Below are 16,390 nucleotides of genomic sequence, written 5' to 3' on the forward strand. Positions count from 1 at the left end.
GTGACGTGTCGCGTACACTGGCGGTGACCAATAGGATTCTCTTGGTATGAGTCTTAATTTTTTAGAGTTTGAACAACCTATCGCAGAACTAGAAGCCAAAATTGAGGCCCTTCGCGCTGTTTCCAAGCGGGGTGGAGAAGACGCGGTTAACTTAGATAAAGAGATTGAACAACTGGAAACAAAAAGCCTAGAGTTGACGCGAAAAATTTTTGGTGATTTAGGCGCGTGGCAGGTGGCACAACTTGCGCGTCATCCTCAACGCCCTTATACCTATGACTACCTGGATCGTATTTTCCATGAGTTTGATGAATTGGCTGGCGACCGCGCCTATGCTGATGACAAAGCACTGGTAGGAGGAATGGCACGATTAGAAGGGCGTCCAGTGATGGTGATTGGCCACCAAAAAGGGCGAGACACCAATGAAAAGGTCAAGCGTAACTTTGGTATGCCTAAGCCCGAGGGCTACCGCAAAGCACTGCGTCTGATGAAAATGGCCGAGCGTTTTAATATGCCGGTGATTACCTTTATCGATACTGCAGGGGCTTACCCAGGGGTAGGTGCCGAGGAGCGAGGCCAATCAGAGGCGATTGCCCGTAACCTCAAAGAAATGGCGGGCCTAACCGTACCCGTGATTTGTAATGTGGTCGGTGAAGGTGGTTCTGGTGGTGCGTTGGCGATTGGCGTGGGTGATTATGTCAATATGCTGCAGTACTCCACCTACTCGGTGATCTCCCCCGAAGGCTGTGCGTCTATTTTGTGGCGTGATGCTGCGAAAGCGCCGCAAGCTGCTGATGCAATGGGAATTACCGCGCCACGTCTAAAAGAACTTGGCTTGATTGATAGTGTGATCACTGAGCCTCTGGGAGGTGCACACCGCGACATTAACGCGATGGCTGATAGCATTAAGCAAACACTGCTTACCCAGCTAAGCGATTTAGACAGTCTTGATACCGAAAGCTTGCGGGATCGCCGTTATCAGCGCTTGCTCAACTACGGTTACTGCTAATCGTGATGGAATGAGCTGCGATAAAGGGCCTGCGGGCCCTTTTCTTTTATGTAAACGGCGGCAACAATGACAGATTATATCAATGACGAATGGCTATGCTTTACCATCAACTGAGTGACACATTAGCTCCACTGACGTCGGCACCGCGACAGGTGGTGTTGGCGCTGAGTGGCGGATTAGATTCTCGCGTGTTGCTAGAATTATTAACCCAGTATCGCGACCAGCACCCCCAACATGATTACCTTGTGGTTCATGTTCATCACGGTTTGCATCCTGATGCAGATAAATGGGCTGAGCAGTGCCAGATGTGGGCGGACAATGCCGGATTTCGCTGCTGTATAGAAAGGGTGAGCTTGGATACGTCGCTGAGTGTGGAACATGCGGCAAGACAAGCAAGATATCAGGCGATCGCGCACCTGCTTGAGCCCGATGGACTGGTGTTAACCGCCCAGCACAGTGATGATCAGGTTGAAACCTTTTTCCTCGCCCTGAAACGCGGCAGTGGTCTGGAAGGGTTAGCAGGGATGCCAGCCGTGCGACCTTTGGGTCAAGGCTATCTTGTGCGTCCCTTATTGACGCAATCACGGGCGAGCCTTGAGGTGTATGCGCGCCAACATCAACTCGATTGGGTGGACGACCCGAGTAATCAAGACACCCGCTTTGATCGCAATTTTTTGCGCCACCAATGGTTACCGCAAGCGGATGCTCGTTGGCCAGGGTTTCGTAAAGCTGTTGAGCGAACTCAGCGCTTGTGTGGTGAACAAGCGTCGTTGTTGGCGCGACTGATAGAGCCGATGGTGACACAAGCGGAGACAGAAGCGGGCAGTCTGGCTATTACCGCATTACCACAAGACGATTTAGCACTCACGCAGGCCATGCTGCGCCATTGGCTAAAGCGTCACAGTATTACCTTAACGCAGGCCCAGTTACAGGCATTGCTCTCAGATGTCATCAACGCTAAACCGGATGCTAATCCAAGCTTGAGCGTTGGGGCGGTGAGCATTCGCCGCTTCCAGCAACAGCTTTATATCGTGATGCCTTATGCGGACTTATCCCAATGGCAGGGAACATTGACGTCAGAAAAGCCGCTAGCACTGCCAGATGGGCTAGGTACCTTATACTTACTGCCTTATTCATCGACAGCGCAAGGGCTCGCGCTGGGAGATCTCGCGTCGCAGGTACTGCATGTACACTTTAACCCCCGTGGCTTATCGATTCATCCTGCTGGCCGACAAGGGCGGCGAAAGCTAAAAAAACTTTATCAAGAAGCCGGGATCCCCAGCTGGTTACGTCGACGCCAACCGATTATTTGCGATGGCGAGACAGTGGTGGCCATTGCCGATAGGTATGTTAGCCAGACCGCAAGCGGTAAACATTGGCGGCTTGTTTGGCAGCATGAGCCTTAATCCCCCTGTCACGTAGTGGGTTCGCTCACTCAACATCGCTCGGTCACAAGGTGTTAGAGCAAACCTCGGGCTAACTGGGTGAGAGTAGAACACTGAACTGGTGATGATTAATTGAGCAGTTAGGCTATCTTGTCTTGCTTAATCGTGACGAATTACTTAATGTACTAGTCTAATGATACATAAGGTAAGCAGTAATGGCATCAAGTCGCGAATTATTCGGTACTAGAATTGGCTTTGTTCTTGCTGCAGCAGGTGCTGCAGTGGGGCTGGGTAATATTTGGGGATTTCCCACTCAAGCGGCCAGTAATGGCGGAGGCGCCTTTTTACTCGTCTACTTGTTAATGATTTTGCTAGTGGCATTTCCCATGCTGGTGGTGGAAATGGCTATTGGCCGTCATGGGCGTGCGAACCCGTTGGATAGCATGCGTGCACTCAGTGATAATCCCTTGATGAAGCGCTTAGGAAGTGGTGTGGGCCTAGTGGGACTGGCTGTTCCTTGTATGGTGCTGGCGTTTTATAGCATTGTTGGGGGCTGGTTAGTGTCTTTTCTCCTTGCGGCGGTTGCAGAGATCTTGCACTTTACCGACGTGGCAGCTTGGTTAAAAGGCTTCTCGGCTTCACGTAACTTGTTTGGCGCTATCCTCTTTTATGTGTTGACTATCTTTATCGTGCAAGCAGGTGTGAAACAAGGTATTGAGCGTTGGTCAACCCGTTTGATGCCAGCGTTATTCGTGCTGTTTGCCGCGATGTTCCTCTACATCATGACACTCCCCGGCGCGACCGAGGGCTTAAAGCACTACCTTATTCCTGACTTCTCCAAGATCATGGACAGAGATCTGCTCCTCGCAGCGATGGGGCAAGGCTTTTTCTCGCTAACCATTGGTGGGTGCTCGATGTTGATTTACGGCTCTTATCTCAGTCAGAAAGAAAACCTACCTAAGATGGCATTGAGTGTGACCTTGGTCGATACAGCGGTGGCAGTCATTGCGGGTCTGGTGGTTCTGCCTGCGATGTTCGTGGCGATGAATCAGGGCGTGGAAATTTATGCTCAAGATGGTAGCTTGCTGAGTGCCGATACACTGGTATTTACCGTATTACCTTTGTTGTTTGAAAGCTTGGGCGCTGCAGGGCCTTACGTGTCTTTGGTCTTTTTCTTGTTGATGACCATTGCGGCGCTGACTTCTTCTATCTCGATGCTCGAGTGCCCAGTTGCGCTCGCCAGTGAACGGCTAGGCTCAAGCCGTAAAATCACCAGCTGGGTACTGGGTGGACTGATTGCTGCATTCAGTGCCGTTATCGTGTTTCACTTTGGCACTTTATTTGGTCTTGTGGCGAAAGTGGCGACACAGTACTTCCAGCCTTTTGCTGCCTTGTTATTCTGCTTGTTCGGTGGGTGGATTTGGTCGCGTGACCGCAAACTGTCAGCCTTGCGTGAAGGGTACGAGGATATTGAGCAGGGGATGTTTTGGAAGATATGGCCTGTCTACGTCAAGTTCGTTTGTCCTGTCCTCGTGGCAACCGTTCTTTGGGTCTCGTTGGGCTAACAAGCATAATGGGGAGACCCAACTAAGAGAAAAAGCGGACCATGTGTCCGCTTTTTACGTAGGCTTGGGCTTAACGAAATTGGTTGGCGTCTTCGATATACGTAAAACCTGCTTCTTCGAGCCGCGTGCACAACACGGCTTTGTCGATATCATAATAACGAACCAGATCCTCTAAGCTGTCAAACTCGTCACGTAGCTTCATATTGACAATGCTCATCAGCATGACAGGGTCCATGGTGGCGTAATTGTTTAAATCCATCTTAGTCCTCGTGATCGCTGATCAACAAGTTGGCTGCGGCAAATGCGGCTTGCTCTCGACGCGCTTGCTGGATCTCAGTGTCTTGTGCAATATCGTTGAGGGCTTTTAATGCGCAATGGATCGCCGCCGGTATATAGCCTTGTTCGCCACTGCCAATTTCCGCATAGCGTTGGCGAATTAAGTCACAGCAGTCTGCTATTTTCATGGTGTTCTCCTCAAGTAATGATGAGGATCACTATACCCAATCTCGTTGGGGAGAGGAAAGCGCTAACGTGCGCGTTTTTGCCGGTACATACTTTGGTCAGCACGTTCATAGAGCGACAAGTTATTATCACCTTGTCGATAGACAGAGAAACCAACTGACGCGCTAATTTGGTGACTTGATAACAAATGATCTTGGCCAACTAAGCTCTTCACTCGTGAGGTCACGTGTTTCACCGAGCTTTTACTGGCAGGTTGCAAGATAACGGCAAACTCATCGCCGCCGAGTCGATAACAACGATCGCTGCCACGCACGGCTTCTTTGACCAGCAATGAAAAACGGCGCAATACCTTATCGCCATCCAAATGACCATAGGTATCATTAACTTGTTTGAAGTTGTCCATATCGAACATCACCATGACCAGACCAATGTTTTCCCGTTCACAGACGGCGACGGCATGCTGAAGGTCTTGTTCAAAGCTGGTGCGATTATGTAGACCGGTGAGACCATCGAGCAATGCCATGTTTTTCACCCGCGTATATTCAACGGCATTATTCAGTGGACCAGCGAGCAGCTTGTGATAAGTATGGAGTAAGCTGATTTCATCGGGATCGAGCTTGTAAGGGGTAGAGTATTGCAAAACCCCTAAAGGCTGCTTATTGAACTTGATGGAAAACGTCTGACGAAATGTGTGTTGAGCGCCACGACGAATGATGTTGGAGATATCATCATGCTCCCAAATAATTCGCCCAATATCGATCTGCTTTTCCAGCTCACGCGCGTAGATTTCAAACAAGACTTTGATATCAAGATGGCCTTGCAACTTTTGTAACAACAACAAACGTTGATCGGCACCCAGCGGGACAATCCGTGGGGCGCGATCAGAGTTTGTATATTGTTTGATGTGCGAGGCATTCATGCGTGATCAACTACTCAGTAACAACGTCGGTTTCAATCTATGAAGCAGGTATCGTGCCAGTCTATATGTTTTTGCTAATGGTGATGGATGGATGCGAGTGAGGATACTGTTTTAAAGTAACTAATCTGTCAATAAAGAAAGGATCTCAGACTGGTGATTGTGTGCATCACGGTAGCCAATGTCAATCAACTGGCGAAGGTATGCCGGTTCAAATAACAGATAACTGGCAAAGGTGGCATCTTGGCTAGCATTAATCCCCAAAAGTTTAAGTAAGCTGCGCAGCGCGAGTGGCATATGGCTGTAGTAACGGCTCGCCATGGGTTCAAATGGCTCAGAAGGCCGAAGATGGAGAACATCAATGTGGCGCAGCCCTAGGCGCTCTTTTTGGTCGGGGGACAACGCGCTGGTAACGTGATTCAGCCGTTGTAAATGCTCTAAGTCTGCCGAGAGCGTGTCCGCAAAGATAGCATTCATTAAATGACCGCCGAGCATCGCTAAACCTGGTGCGGTGTGTTTTATTTGTTCAGGCCGCCGTATCCCTGTGGTCAGATCCAGAATTAAAATCCGCTCCGCGTCCATTTTGACAGCGGGACGCAACGGGGAAATTTGGTGAATTGCACCATCACCATAAAACTCGTGGCCAATCCTAGAGGCGGGAAAAATGAAAGGAATGGCTGAAGAGGCCAATAAGTGTTCGGTGGAAATTTGACTTCGCTTTCCCACTGCACGGGCTCTTTCCCACGGTTTGATATGAGGTACGCCTTGAAAGAAACTCACCGATTGCCCCGTTTGGTAGTTTGAGGCAGTGACAGACAAGCCATTTAAATGACCAGCAAGTAATTGATAGTTAAGCTTGTTAAAGCTGATCGTTTGATTGAGCAATTCTCTTAGCGGTCGGTTATTGAGTAACCCGAAAGGCTGAGTGGGTTGGTAATGAGATTGAAAGCGTTGTCCGGTCTGCGACAAAAGATGACCGACAAGTGCACTGGGCTGACTAGCGAGCCCCCGAGATGTATTCAACCGGTGCCACAGCCAAGACAATTTTTTGACACCTAGTCGAAAACATGACGCATAGCTTGCCAGAGACACTGCGTTGATAGCCCCCGCGGATGTGCCGCAATAAATGGTAAATGGACTCGTATGCACCCGCGGATACCAGTGAGCGATTGCCGATAAGACCCCCACTTGATAAGCCGCTCGTGCGCCGCCGCCGGTGAGCACCAAGGCAATTTTAGGTTTGTTTTTTGACATAGGCCTACCGTTATTACCACTCTAACAGTTTGATTATAGATGCTGTTTCATCTCACGCGCGGCGGTATATCACAGACCCTAAACATCATTAATGATAACGAGGTTGAAAATCGTTATCACTTCGATCTAGAGTGGTGGTGTCTTAATCATCGATGGAGCAACACCATGACTTACTCTTTTCCCGATCTTCCTTATGCCTATGATGCGCTAGAGCCCCATATTGATGAGGCAACCATGCGCATTCATCATCAGCGTCACCACAAGACGTATTTCGATAAATTTGTTGCAGCGATCGAAGAGACGGCGCGTAATGGTGAATCGCTTGAGGCTTTATTTGCTGAGGTCTCAACGCTGCCTGCTGGCATTCGTAATAATGGCGGAGGTTATTACAACCATTTGGTTTATTGGCAATCAATGACGCCTAACCCTAAGTCCGCACCTGAAGGGCCACTCTACGATGCCATTGTGGCGACCTACGGCTCACTTGATGCGTTTAAAGAGGCCTTTAGTCAGGCTGCGATAGGTCAGTTTGGTTCAGGCTTTGCGTGGCTGGTGGTGAAAGAAGATGGACAGCTTGCGATTACATCGACACCTAATCAAGATAATCCATTGATGGATATCGCAGAGGTGAAAGGAGAGCCTCTGCTAGGTTGTGATGTGTGGGAACATGCTTATTATCTTAACTATCAGAATAAGCGCCCAGATTATGTCAATGCTTGGTGGCAAGTGGTCAACTGGGACTTTGCTGAAAAGGCATACCACAAAGCACTCGAGACGATTAGCTGATACAAAAATGCCCCGCAGGGCGGGGCATTACATGCTTACTTTCAGCGCTATTCAGTCAAGCTTTGACTGAATAAAAGTCAGTGCATCGTCAATGGAGAAAGGCACTTTCTCGCCCTCTCGGCGATGCTTATACTCGAACACGCCATTATCCATGCTGCGCTCGCCGATTACGATGGTATGCGGCACACCCACTAGCTCAATGTCTGAGAACATCACCCCTGGACGTTCTTTACGATCATCGAAGAGTACCTCGATACCGGCTGCGGTAAGATCGGCGTATAACTTTTCAGCCGCTTCACGGACACGCTCAGACTTGTGCATATTCATCGGGACAATGGCCACCTTGAAGGGAGCGATAGCATCTGGCCAGATAATACCGTTTTGGTCATGGTTTTGCTCAATGGCAGCAGCCACAACACGCGTAATACCAATGCCGTAACAGCCCATCTCCAACATGGCGTTCTTACCGTCTTGGCCTAGCACGCCTGCATTCATCTTTTGTGAGTAATTATTACCCAACTGGAAGATATGGCCCACTTCGATGCCACGTTTAAACATCAATGTCCCTTTACCACAAGGGCTAGGATCGCCTTCGATGACATTGCGCAGATCAGCGACTTGACCTAGCTCTACATCGCGTCCCCAATTAATGCCGAAGTAGTGCTTATCGTCGGTGTTTGCACCGGCACCAAAGTCGCTCATCACTGCAACACTGCGATCAACGATGAAAGGCGCGGGTAGGTTTACCGGACCCAAAGAGCCAGGGCCTGCACCAACAAGTGTGCGAATTTCTTCTTCGGTGGCGAAAGTGAGCGGTGCTTCCACCTCAGGTAGGTTTTCCGCTTTTACTTCATTGAGCTCATGATCGCCACGGATGATCAGCGCGATAAGATCGGACTCTACTTGTTCAGACGCTTTGACGAAAAGCGTCTTAACTGTTTTTTCGACCGGGAGATCAAACTGCTCAACCAGTTCAGCGATAGTTTTCGCATTCGGCGTATCGACCAACGTCATTGCTTGCGTGGGGGAATCGACTTGTGCCTGGGGGGCGAGCGCTTCGGCTTTTTCTAGATTCGCTGCGTATTCAGACTCGGTCGAGAAAGCAATCAGGTCTTCACCACTGTCTGCCAAAACATGGAACTCGTGCGAGGCGGAACCGCCAATGGCACCGGTATCTGCCAACACGGCACGGTAGTCAAGCCCCATTCGATCAAAGATGGCGCAATAAGCCGCGCGCATTTTCTCATAGCTCTGCTCCATACCTGCTTTATCGATATCGAAGCTATACGCGTCTTTCATCGTGAATTCGCGAGAGCGCATGACACCAAAACGAGGACGTACTTCGTCACGGAACTTGGTTTGGATTTGGTACAAGTTGAGCGGCAGCTGCTTGTATGAATTGATTTCGTTGCGCGCCAAGTGCGTAATCACTTCTTCATGCGTGGGGCCTAAGACAAAATCACGTTGATGGCGATCAGCAATACGTAGCAGCTCAGGGCCAAACTTTTCCCAACGCCCGGTTTCTTGCCATAAATCTGCTGGTTGGACTACAGGCATCATGGTCTCAACGGCGCCGGCACGGTTCATTTCTTCACGAACAATACGCTCAACATGTTGAAGCACGCGAACACCGGTGGGCAGCCAGGTATAAAGGCCTGAAGCGAGTTTTCGAATCATACCCGCACGCAACATCAGCTGGTGGCTGACAATTTCTGCGTCGCTAGGGGTTTCTTTCAAAGTAGAAAGCAGATATTGACTGGTACGCATGTAAAGTTATCCGTTGATATTAGCGATCAATAATAAGTAGGGCATATTAACAGCGCGGGGGAGTTTCGACAAAAGCTTCTATGGCCTCAACGTGAATCTGGTCGTCAGACACCATGAAACGCACATTGAAATCGAAAAGATGGACTGCATAGTGTTTAGTATCTGGCTTGCCCTTTCTATAGGCAGGGCGAGGGTCTTGTGCGAGCACCTCCTCAATCACTTGGCGTTGGTATGCGCCATCACGATGTTGAGAGAGTGTCGCGAGGGCGGGCTTGGAGAAATGCACCGGCATCAAGGTAGGCGTTTGATGAGCAAATCCGCCCTGAGCATTATCAATGCAGTCAGAGTAGGGAATGTAAGGTTTGATATCGATAATTGGCGTTCGATTGACAAGATCGCACCCTCGTACAACTAACCGCACTTGACCCGATGTGGACTCAACGCGAACCAGCTCTACCGCCGACATCCCGATGCCATTAGGACGAAAGGTCGCACGACTGGCAAACACGCCGACTCGCTCGTTTCCACCTAAACGAGGGGGACGAACTGTCGGGGACCAACCGTTATCTAAATTGCGATCGAACAAGAATAGCACCCAAAGGTGAGAAAACTGCTCAATGCCCCTTACGGCATCAAGCTGATTCGCATCATCGCGTAATTCAATATACGCCAAAGCACTGGGTGCTAGGCCCGGTTGTCGTGGCACAGCAAACTTTTCCTTAAAGGGAGAAATCAAGGTGCCAATGGGAGAGATAGAGAAAGTATCTTGCATAGGGTGAAGTTCGGTTAATAAACGCGTGCTAATCTTAACACGCGAGTTTCATTGAGTGTGCAAAGATGCAAGCAACCACGCAGCGTGTCATAATTATCGTCTGATATCGAAAGAGGAAGTGTGAGTGAGTTTTCCCGCTGTTTTTATTGATCGCGATGGTGTGGTCAATGTCGACCACGGCTATGTGGCGGATATCGATACATTTGAGTACATCGAAGGTGTATTCGGTGCATGCCGCGCCCTAAAAGAGAAAGGGTACTTATTAGTGCTGGTAACTAACCAAGCCGGTATCGCGCGTGGTTATTACTCTGAACAAGACTTTTTACAGCTTACGGAATGGATGGATTGGAACTTTGCCGACAAAGGCGTGGACTTTGATGGGATTTATTACTGCCCACATCATGCCACTGAAGGCGTCGGTGAATATCGAATTGATTGCGATTGTCGCAAACCCAAGCCGGGTATGTTGATTGATGCCCAGCGAGAGCTCGACATTGATATGTCACGCTCGGTGATGGTGGGAGATAAAGCGGATGACATGAAAGCCGCAGAGTGTGCAGGAGTTGCAACCCGTTTGCTCGTGCGCTCAGGCAAACCTGTCACCGAACAAGGTGTCGCATTAGCAACTGATGTTGTTGACTCTATCGCTGATATACCCGGTTGGCTTGCTAATCGTTAAAACGACATGCAAACAGTGTCTTGGCGATTATTTGCACAGTTAGATTTTTTTGAACAAAAACGCTTGCATCAAAAAAACAAGTCTCTATAATTCGCTTCTCGTTGGCACGGCAAGCCGCGCTAACAACGGCAAAATAGCCAAGCAAACAAAACGCTTGACTCGATGTCAAAGTGGCGTAAAATGCCACTCCCGCTCAAGATTGGGCGGCGCTCTTTAACAATTTGACCTATGCAATCTGTGTGGGCACTCGTTGAGAATAGACAAAAAGATTTATTCGATGAACTGAGTGACCAAACGACAACTTTTATAGTTGTTCGGCACAGTCAATTCGTTGGTCTCGTAAGAGACGAACAAAACAGTATTTATCGAGCCGTTTGTCTTTCCTTTATAGGAAAGCAAACACCAAAACTTAAATTGAAGAGTTTGATCATGGCTCAGATTGAACGCTGGCGGCAGGCCTAACACATGCAAGTCGAGCGGAAACGGCAGCATTGAAGCTTCGGTGGATTTGCTGGACGTCGAGCGGCGGACGGGTGAGTAACGGCTGGGAACCTGCCCTGACGAGGGGGATAACCGTTGGAAACGACGGCTAATACCGCATAATGTCTTAGTTCATTACGAGCTGGGACCAAAGGTGGCCTCTACATGTAAGCTATCGCGTTGGGATGGGCCCAGTTAGGATTAGCTAGTTGGTAAGGTAATGGCTTACCAAGGCAACGATCCTTAGCTGGTTTGAGAGGATGATCAGCCACACTGGGACTGAGACACGGCCCAGACTCCTACGGGAGGCAGCAGTGGGGAATATTGCACAATGGGGGAGACCCTGATGCAGCCATGCCGCGTGTGTGAAGAAGGCCTTCGGGTTGTAAAGCACTTTCAGCAGTGAGGAAGGTGGTGTACTTAATACGTGCATTGCTTGACGTTAGCTGCAGAAGAAGCACCGGCTAACTCCGTGCCAGCAGCCGCGGTAATACGGAGGGTGCGAGCGTTAATCGGAATTACTGGGCGTAAAGCGCATGCAGGCGGTTTGTTAAGTCAGATGTGAAAGCCCGGGGCTCAACCTCGGAACCGCATTTGAAACTGGCAGGCTAGAGTCTTGTAGAGGGGGGTAGAATTTCAGGTGTAGCGGTGAAATGCGTAGAGATCTGAAGGAATACCAGTGGCGAAGGCGGCCCCCTGGACAAAGACTGACGCTCAGATGCGAAAGCGTGGGTAGCAAACAGGATTAGATACCCTGGTAGTCCACGCCGTAAACGCTGTCTACTTGGAGGTTGAGGTTTAAGACTTTGGCTTTCGGCGCTAACGCATTAAGTAGACCGCCTGGGGAGTACGGCCGCAAGGTTAAAACTCAAATGAATTGACGGGGGCCCGCACAAGCGGTGGAGCATGTGGTTTAATTCGATGCAACGCGAAGAACCTTACCTACTCTTGACATCCAGAGAACTTTCCAGAGATGGATTGGTGCCTTCGGGAGCTCTGAGACAGGTGCTGCATGGCTGTCGTCAGCTCGTGTTGTGAAATGTTGGGTTAAGTCCCGCAACGAGCGCAACCCTTATCCTTGTTTGCCAGCACGTAATGGTGGGAACTCCAGGGAGACTGCCGGTGATAAACCGGAGGAAGGTGGGGACGACGTCAAGTCATCATGGCCCTTACGAGTAGGGCTACACACGTGCTACAATGGCAGATACAGAGGGCAGCGAAGCTGCGAAGTGGAGCGAATCCCTTAAAGTCTGTCGTAGTCCGGATTGGAGTCTGCAACTCGACTCCATGAAGTCGGAATCGCTAGTAATCGTGGATCAGAATGCCACGGTGAATACGTTCCCGGGCCTTGTACACACCGCCCGTCACACCATGGGAGTGGGCTGCACCAGAAGTAGATAGCTTAACCTTCGGGAGGGCGTTTACCACGGTGTGGTTCATGACTGGGGTGAAGTCGTAACAAGGTAGCCCTAGGGGAACCTGGGGCTGGATCACCTCCTTACTGACGCTATTTTTGCGAGTGTTCACACAGATTGTATAGGTTGAAGCATTAAAGAGGATATGTTCCCAAACATATCAGCGTGTCCCATTCGTCTAGAGGCCTAGGACACCGCCCTTTCACGGCGGTAACAGGGGTTCGACTCCCCTATGGGACGCCATTGGGTTGTTAGCTCAGTTGGTAGAGCAGTTGACTTTTAATCAATTGGTCACAGGTTCGAATCCTGTACAACCCACCATTTTCTCAGACGCGGGGCTATAGCTCAGCTGGGAGAGCGCTTGCATGGCATGCAAGAGGTCGGCGGTTCGATCCCGCCTAGCTCCACCAAGTCTGAAGGATGGGCGATTAGCTCAGTTGGGAGAGCACCTCCCTTACAAGGAGGGGGTCACTGGTTCGAGCCCGGTATCGCCCACCATTTTCTCTGCAAGAGAAAAGCAGCACCAAATGGGGCTATAGCTCAGCTGGGAGAGCGCCTGCCTTGCACGCAGGAGGTCAGCAGTTCGATCCTGCTTAGCTCCACCACTTTACTCTTTGTTTTTACAGCAGTTGACATCTGTTGCGATGACTGCTGTCTGAAAGCAAAAATTAAAGTGATTTATCTTTTTGATAGATTCACATGCTCTTTAACAATCTGGAAAGCTGACAAGTCATTCTTAAAGAATGACAGTAAAGTTCTCAATCAGTGACAGAAATGTCACTCACACAATCAAGTGTGCTTGGGCTTTGTCTTAGTGATAAGCAAAGTCTCTATTTTGAGTCCGGCAAAAACAAAACCTTAATTAGTTGATGATTCAACACTCAGTGGTTTTGCGACGCAGATTTCTTTTTTAGACAATCTCGACGTAAAAAAGACCTCTTGGGGTTGTATGGTTAAGTGATTAAGCGTAGACGGTGGATGCCTTGGCAGTCAGAGGCGATGAAGGACGTACTAACCTGCGAAAAGCGATGGTGAGCTGGTAAGAAGCATTTGAGCCATCGATGTCCGAATGGGGAAACCCACCTGCATAAGCAGGTATCTTAGCGTGAATACATAGCGCTAAGAGGCGAACTCGGGGAACTGAAACATCTAAGTACCCGAAGGAAAAGAAATCAATTGAGATTCCGGCAGTAGCGGCGAGCGAACCCGGAGCAGCCCTTAAGCGGCTTAGGCGTTAGGTGAACAGGTTGGAAAACCTGGCAATAAAGGGTGATAGCCCCGTAACCGACGGCGCCTTAGACGTGAAAACGAGTAGGACGGGACACGTGATATCTTGTCTGAACATGGGGGGACCATCCTCCAAGGCTAAATACTCCTGACTGACCGATAGTGAACCAGTACCGTGAGGGAAAGGCGAAAAGAACCCCTGTGAGGGGAGTGAAATAGAACCTGAAACCGTCTACGTACAAGCAGTGGGAGCCTCCATGTGGGGTGACCGCGTACCTTTTGTATAATGGGTCAGCGACTTAATGTAAGTAGCAAGGTTAACCGCATAGGGGAGCCGTAGGGAAACCGAGTCTTAACTGGGCGTCGAGTTGCTTGCATTAGACCCGAAACCGAGTGATCTAGCCATGGGCAGGTTGAAGGTTGAGTAACATCAACTGGAGGACCGAACTCACTAACGTTGAAAAGTTAGGAGATGACCTGTGGCTAGGGGTGAAAGGCCAATCAAACTCGGAGATAGCTGGTTCTCCCCGAAAGCTATTTAGGTAGCGCCTCGGACGAATACTACTGGGGGTAGAGCACTGTTAAGGCTAGGGGGTCATCCCGACTTACCAACCCTTTGCAAACTCCGAATACCAGTAAGTACTATCCGGGAGACACACGGCGGGTGCTAACGTCCGTCGTGGAGAGGGAAACAACCCAGACCGCCAGCTAAGGTCCCAAAGTTATCGCTAAGTGGGAAACGATGTGGGAAGGCTCAGACAGCCAGGATGTTGGCTTAGAAGCAGCCATCATTTAAAGAAAGCGTAATAGCTCACTGGTCGAGTCGGCCTGCGCGGAAGATGTAACGGGGCTAAGCGATACACCGAAGCTGCGGCAATATCCTTATGGATATTGGGTAGGGGAGCGTTGTGTAAGCTGTTGAAGGTGTGCTGAGAGGCATGCTGGAGGTATCACAAGTGCGAATGCTGACATGAGTAACGATAAAGGGGGTGAAAAACCTCCTCGCCGGAAGACCAAGGGTTCCTGTCCAACGTTAATCGGGGCAGGGTAAGTCGGCCCCTAAGGCGAGGCCGAAAGGCGTAGTCGATGGGAAACGGGTTAATATTCCCGTACTGCTGCTTACTGCGATGGGGGGACGGAGAAGGCTAGGTGGGCCTGGCGATGGTTGTCCAGGTTCAAGTGCGTAGGCTGATTTCTTAGGCAAATCCGGGAAATCAAGGCCGAGACACGATGTCGAGCCACCAAGGTGGTGAAGTCATTGATGCCATGCTTCCGGGAAAAGCCTCTAAGCTTCAGGTAAGTAGGAACCGTACTCCAAACCGACACAGGTGGTCGGGTAGAGAATACCAAGGCGCTTGAGAGAACTCGGGTGAAGGAACTAGGCAAAATGGTACCGTAACTTCGGGAGAAGGTACGCTGCCCGCGGTGAAGTCCCTTGCGGATGGAGCTATGGGCAGTCGCAGATACCAGGTGGCTGCAACTGTTTATTAAAAACACAGCACTGTGCAAAATCGAAAGATGACGTATACGGTGTGACGCCTGCCCGGTGCCGGAAGGTTAATTGATGTGGTTATCGCAAGAGAAGCCATTGATTGAAGCCCCGGTAAACGGCGGCCGTAACTATAACGGTCCTAAGGTAGCGAAATTCCTTGTCGGGTAAGTTCCGACCTGCACGAATGGCGTAATGATGGCCACGCTGTCTCCACCCGAGACTCAGTGAAATTGAAATCGCAGTGAAGATGCTGTGTACCCGCGGCTAGACGGAAAGACCCCGTGAACCTTTACTACAGCTTGGCACTGAACATTGAGCCTACATGTGTAGGATAGGTGGGAGGCTTTGAAGCGGCGACGCCAGTTGCTGTGGAGCCATCCTTGAAATACCACCCTTGTATGTTTGATGTTCTAACTTAGCCCCGTTATCCGGGGTGAGGACAGTGCCTGGTGGGTAGTTTGACTGGGGCGGTCTCCTCCCAAAGCGTAACGGAGGAGCACGAAGGTGGGCTAATCACGGTCGGACATCGTGAGGTTAGTGCAATGGCATAAGCCCGCTTAACTGCGAGAGTGACGGCTCGAGCAGGTACGAAAGTAGGTCATAGTGATCCGGTGGTTCTGAATGGAAGGGCCATCGCTCAACGGATAAAAGGTACTCCGGGGATAACAGGCTGATACCGCCCAAGAGTTCATATCGACGGCGGTGTTTGGCACCTCGATGTCGGCTCATCACATCCTGGGGCTGAAGTCGGTCCCAAGGGTATGGCTGTTCGCCATTTAAAGTGGTACGCGAGCTGGGTTTAGAACGTCGTGAGACAGTTCGGTCCCTATCTGCCGTGGGCGTTGGATGATTGAGGGGAGCTGCTCCTAGTACGAGAGGACCGGAGTGGACGAACCGCTGGTGTTCGGGTTGTGTCGCCAGACGCATTGCCCGGTAGCTAAGTTCGGCACAGATAAGCGCTGAAAGCATCTAAGCGCGAAGCTGGCCCCGAGATGAGTCATCCCTAGAGCTTCGAGCTCTCTAAAGGGTTGTCGTAGACGACGACGTTGATAGGCAGGGTGTGTAAGCGCTGTGAGGCGTTGAGCTAACCTGTACTAATTGCCCGTGAGGCTTAACCATACAACACCCAAGAGGTTTTGGGTTGGACTTGAAATAAGCCAGTTGATTGTGGCGAGAACGAACAG

General features: G+C 50.2%; 11 protein-coding genes, 5 tRNA genes and 2 rRNA genes. 12 read left to right on the plus strand and 6 right to left on the minus strand.

Annotated elements, in window-relative coordinates; all coding sequences use genetic code 11:
- Window positions 1-46: 46 nt before the first annotated feature.
- The 3 genes from accA to N8M53_RS03195 all read left to right on the plus strand — a co-directional run bounded on the left by accA (window position 47) and on the right by N8M53_RS03195 (window position 3,956).
- A complete protein-coding gene (gene accA / locus N8M53_RS03185) occupies window positions 47-1,006 on the plus strand; it encodes an acetyl-CoA carboxylase carboxyl transferase subunit alpha (protein ID WP_077486849.1) in 960 nt (319 codons plus the stop codon).
- A 95-nt stretch (window positions 1,007-1,101) separates the two neighbouring features.
- The gene (gene tilS / locus N8M53_RS03190) at window positions 1,102-2,412 is read left to right on the plus strand and encodes a tRNA lysidine(34) synthetase TilS (RefSeq protein ID WP_269579466.1); all 1,311 of its coding nucleotides are present in this window, start codon (window positions 1,102-1,104) and stop codon (window positions 2,410-2,412) included.
- Window positions 2,413-2,606: 194 nt separating this feature from the next.
- Window positions 2,607-3,956: a sodium-dependent transporter gene (locus N8M53_RS03195; RefSeq protein WP_269579467.1), complete on the plus strand. Its 1,350-nt coding sequence runs from the start codon at window positions 2,607-2,609 to the stop codon at window positions 3,954-3,956.
- Between the two features lie 70 nt (window positions 3,957-4,026).
- Here the strand turns inward: N8M53_RS03195 and N8M53_RS03200 are convergent, their stop codons facing one another.
- The 4 genes from N8M53_RS03200 to N8M53_RS03215 form a co-directional block, all read right to left on the minus strand.
- Window positions 4,027-4,215: a DUF4250 domain-containing protein gene (locus N8M53_RS03200; protein ID WP_046074193.1), complete on the minus strand. Its 189-nt coding sequence runs from the start codon at window positions 4,213-4,215 to the stop codon at window positions 4,027-4,029.
- Window position 4,216: 1 nt separating this feature from the next.
- Window positions 4,217-4,420 carry a YaeP family protein gene (locus N8M53_RS03205; RefSeq protein ID WP_046074194.1) on the minus strand — a complete coding sequence of 68 codons (204 nt, stop codon included), beginning with the start codon at window positions 4,418-4,420 and terminating at the stop codon, window positions 4,217-4,219.
- A 62-nt stretch (window positions 4,421-4,482) separates the two neighbouring features.
- Window positions 4,483-5,337 (minus strand): GGDEF domain-containing protein, encoded by an 855-nt coding sequence (locus N8M53_RS03210; RefSeq protein ID WP_269579468.1) that lies wholly within the window; start codon window positions 5,335-5,337, stop codon window positions 4,483-4,485.
- A gap of 120 nt (window positions 5,338-5,457) precedes the next feature.
- Window positions 5,458-6,588, minus strand: coding sequence for a patatin-like phospholipase family protein (locus tag N8M53_RS03215; protein ID WP_269579469.1), 1,131 nt, complete (start codon window positions 6,586-6,588; stop codon window positions 5,458-5,460).
- 165 nt (window positions 6,589-6,753) lie between these two features.
- Here N8M53_RS03215 and N8M53_RS03220 point away from each other — a divergent pair, with 165 nt between their 5' ends.
- A complete protein-coding gene (locus tag N8M53_RS03220) occupies window positions 6,754-7,374 on the plus strand; it encodes a superoxide dismutase (RefSeq protein ID WP_269579470.1) in 621 nt (206 codons plus the stop codon).
- 51 nt (window positions 7,375-7,425) lie between these two features.
- Here N8M53_RS03220 and N8M53_RS03225 read toward each other — a convergent pair whose 3' ends face one another.
- Together N8M53_RS03225 and tsaA are read right to left on the minus strand one after the other, a co-directional pair.
- Window positions 7,426-9,141, minus strand: coding sequence for a proline--tRNA ligase (locus N8M53_RS03225; protein ID WP_269579471.1), 1,716 nt, complete (start codon window positions 9,139-9,141; stop codon window positions 7,426-7,428).
- Window positions 9,142-9,187: 46 nt separating this feature from the next.
- Complete coding sequence (gene tsaA / locus N8M53_RS03230; protein ID WP_269579472.1) at window positions 9,188-9,913, minus strand: tRNA (N6-threonylcarbamoyladenosine(37)-N6)-methyltransferase TrmO; 726 nt, start codon at window positions 9,911-9,913, stop codon at window positions 9,188-9,190.
- 124 nt (window positions 9,914-10,037) lie between these two features.
- Between tsaA and gmhB the strand changes: the two genes are divergently transcribed.
- The 8 genes from gmhB to N8M53_RS03270 all read left to right on the plus strand — a co-directional run bounded on the left by gmhB (window position 10,038) and on the right by N8M53_RS03270 (window position 16,325).
- Window positions 10,038-10,592 (plus strand): D-glycero-beta-D-manno-heptose 1,7-bisphosphate 7-phosphatase, encoded by a 555-nt coding sequence (gene gmhB, locus N8M53_RS03235; RefSeq protein ID WP_269579473.1) that lies wholly within the window; start codon window positions 10,038-10,040, stop codon window positions 10,590-10,592.
- Between the two features lie 411 nt (window positions 10,593-11,003).
- Window positions 11,004-12,573 (plus strand): 16S ribosomal RNA (locus tag N8M53_RS03240).
- Between the two features lie 81 nt (window positions 12,574-12,654).
- A tRNA-Glu gene (locus N8M53_RS03245) sits at window positions 12,655-12,730 on the plus strand.
- A gap of 2 nt (window positions 12,731-12,732) precedes the next feature.
- Window positions 12,733-12,808, plus strand: a tRNA-Lys gene (locus tag N8M53_RS03250).
- 13 nt (window positions 12,809-12,821) lie between these two features.
- Window positions 12,822-12,897, plus strand: a tRNA-Ala gene (locus N8M53_RS03255).
- 12 nt (window positions 12,898-12,909) lie between these two features.
- Window positions 12,910-12,985: transfer RNA gene (locus N8M53_RS03260), tRNA-Val, on the plus strand.
- A gap of 31 nt (window positions 12,986-13,016) precedes the next feature.
- Window positions 13,017-13,092, plus strand: a tRNA-Ala gene (locus N8M53_RS03265).
- Between the two features lie 346 nt (window positions 13,093-13,438).
- Window positions 13,439-16,325: ribosomal RNA gene (locus N8M53_RS03270) — 23S ribosomal RNA — on the plus strand.
- The 16S and 23S rRNA genes sit together here with 5 tRNA genes alongside, the layout of an rRNA operon.
- Window positions 16,326-16,390: the final 65 nt, after the last annotated feature.

The organism is Salinivibrio kushneri, assembly GCF_027286325.1.
In the GTDB taxonomy this organism is placed as follows: Bacteria; Pseudomonadota; Gammaproteobacteria; order Enterobacterales; family Vibrionaceae; genus Salinivibrio; species Salinivibrio kushneri_A.

Coding starts and splice junctions, on each gene's coding strand:
- accA (WP_077486849.1), top strand. CDS start 47: ATGAGTCTTAATTTTTTAGAGTTTGAACAACCTATCGCAGAACTAGAA.
- tilS (WP_269579466.1), top strand. CDS start 1,102: ATGCTTTACCATCAACTGAGTGACACATTAGCTCCACTGACGTCGGCA.
- N8M53_RS03195 (WP_269579467.1), top strand. CDS start 2,607: ATGGCATCAAGTCGCGAATTATTCGGTACTAGAATTGGCTTTGTTCTT.
- N8M53_RS03200 (WP_046074193.1), bottom strand. CDS start 4,215: ATGGATTTAAACAATTACGCCACCATGGACCCTGTCATGCTGATGAGC.
- N8M53_RS03205 (WP_046074194.1), bottom strand. CDS start 4,420: ATGAAAATAGCAGACTGCTGTGACTTAATTCGCCAACGCTATGCGGAA.
- N8M53_RS03210 (WP_269579468.1), bottom strand. CDS start 5,337: ATGAATGCCTCGCACATCAAACAATATACAAACTCTGATCGCGCCCCA.
- N8M53_RS03215 (WP_269579469.1), bottom strand. CDS start 6,588: ATGTCAAAAAACAAACCTAAAATTGCCTTGGTGCTCACCGGCGGCGGC.
- N8M53_RS03220 (WP_269579470.1), top strand. CDS start 6,754: ATGACTTACTCTTTTCCCGATCTTCCTTATGCCTATGATGCGCTAGAG.
- N8M53_RS03225 (WP_269579471.1), bottom strand. CDS start 9,141: ATGCGTACCAGTCAATATCTGCTTTCTACTTTGAAAGAAACCCCTAGC.
- tsaA (WP_269579472.1), bottom strand. CDS start 9,913: ATGCAAGATACTTTCTCTATCTCTCCCATTGGCACCTTGATTTCTCCC.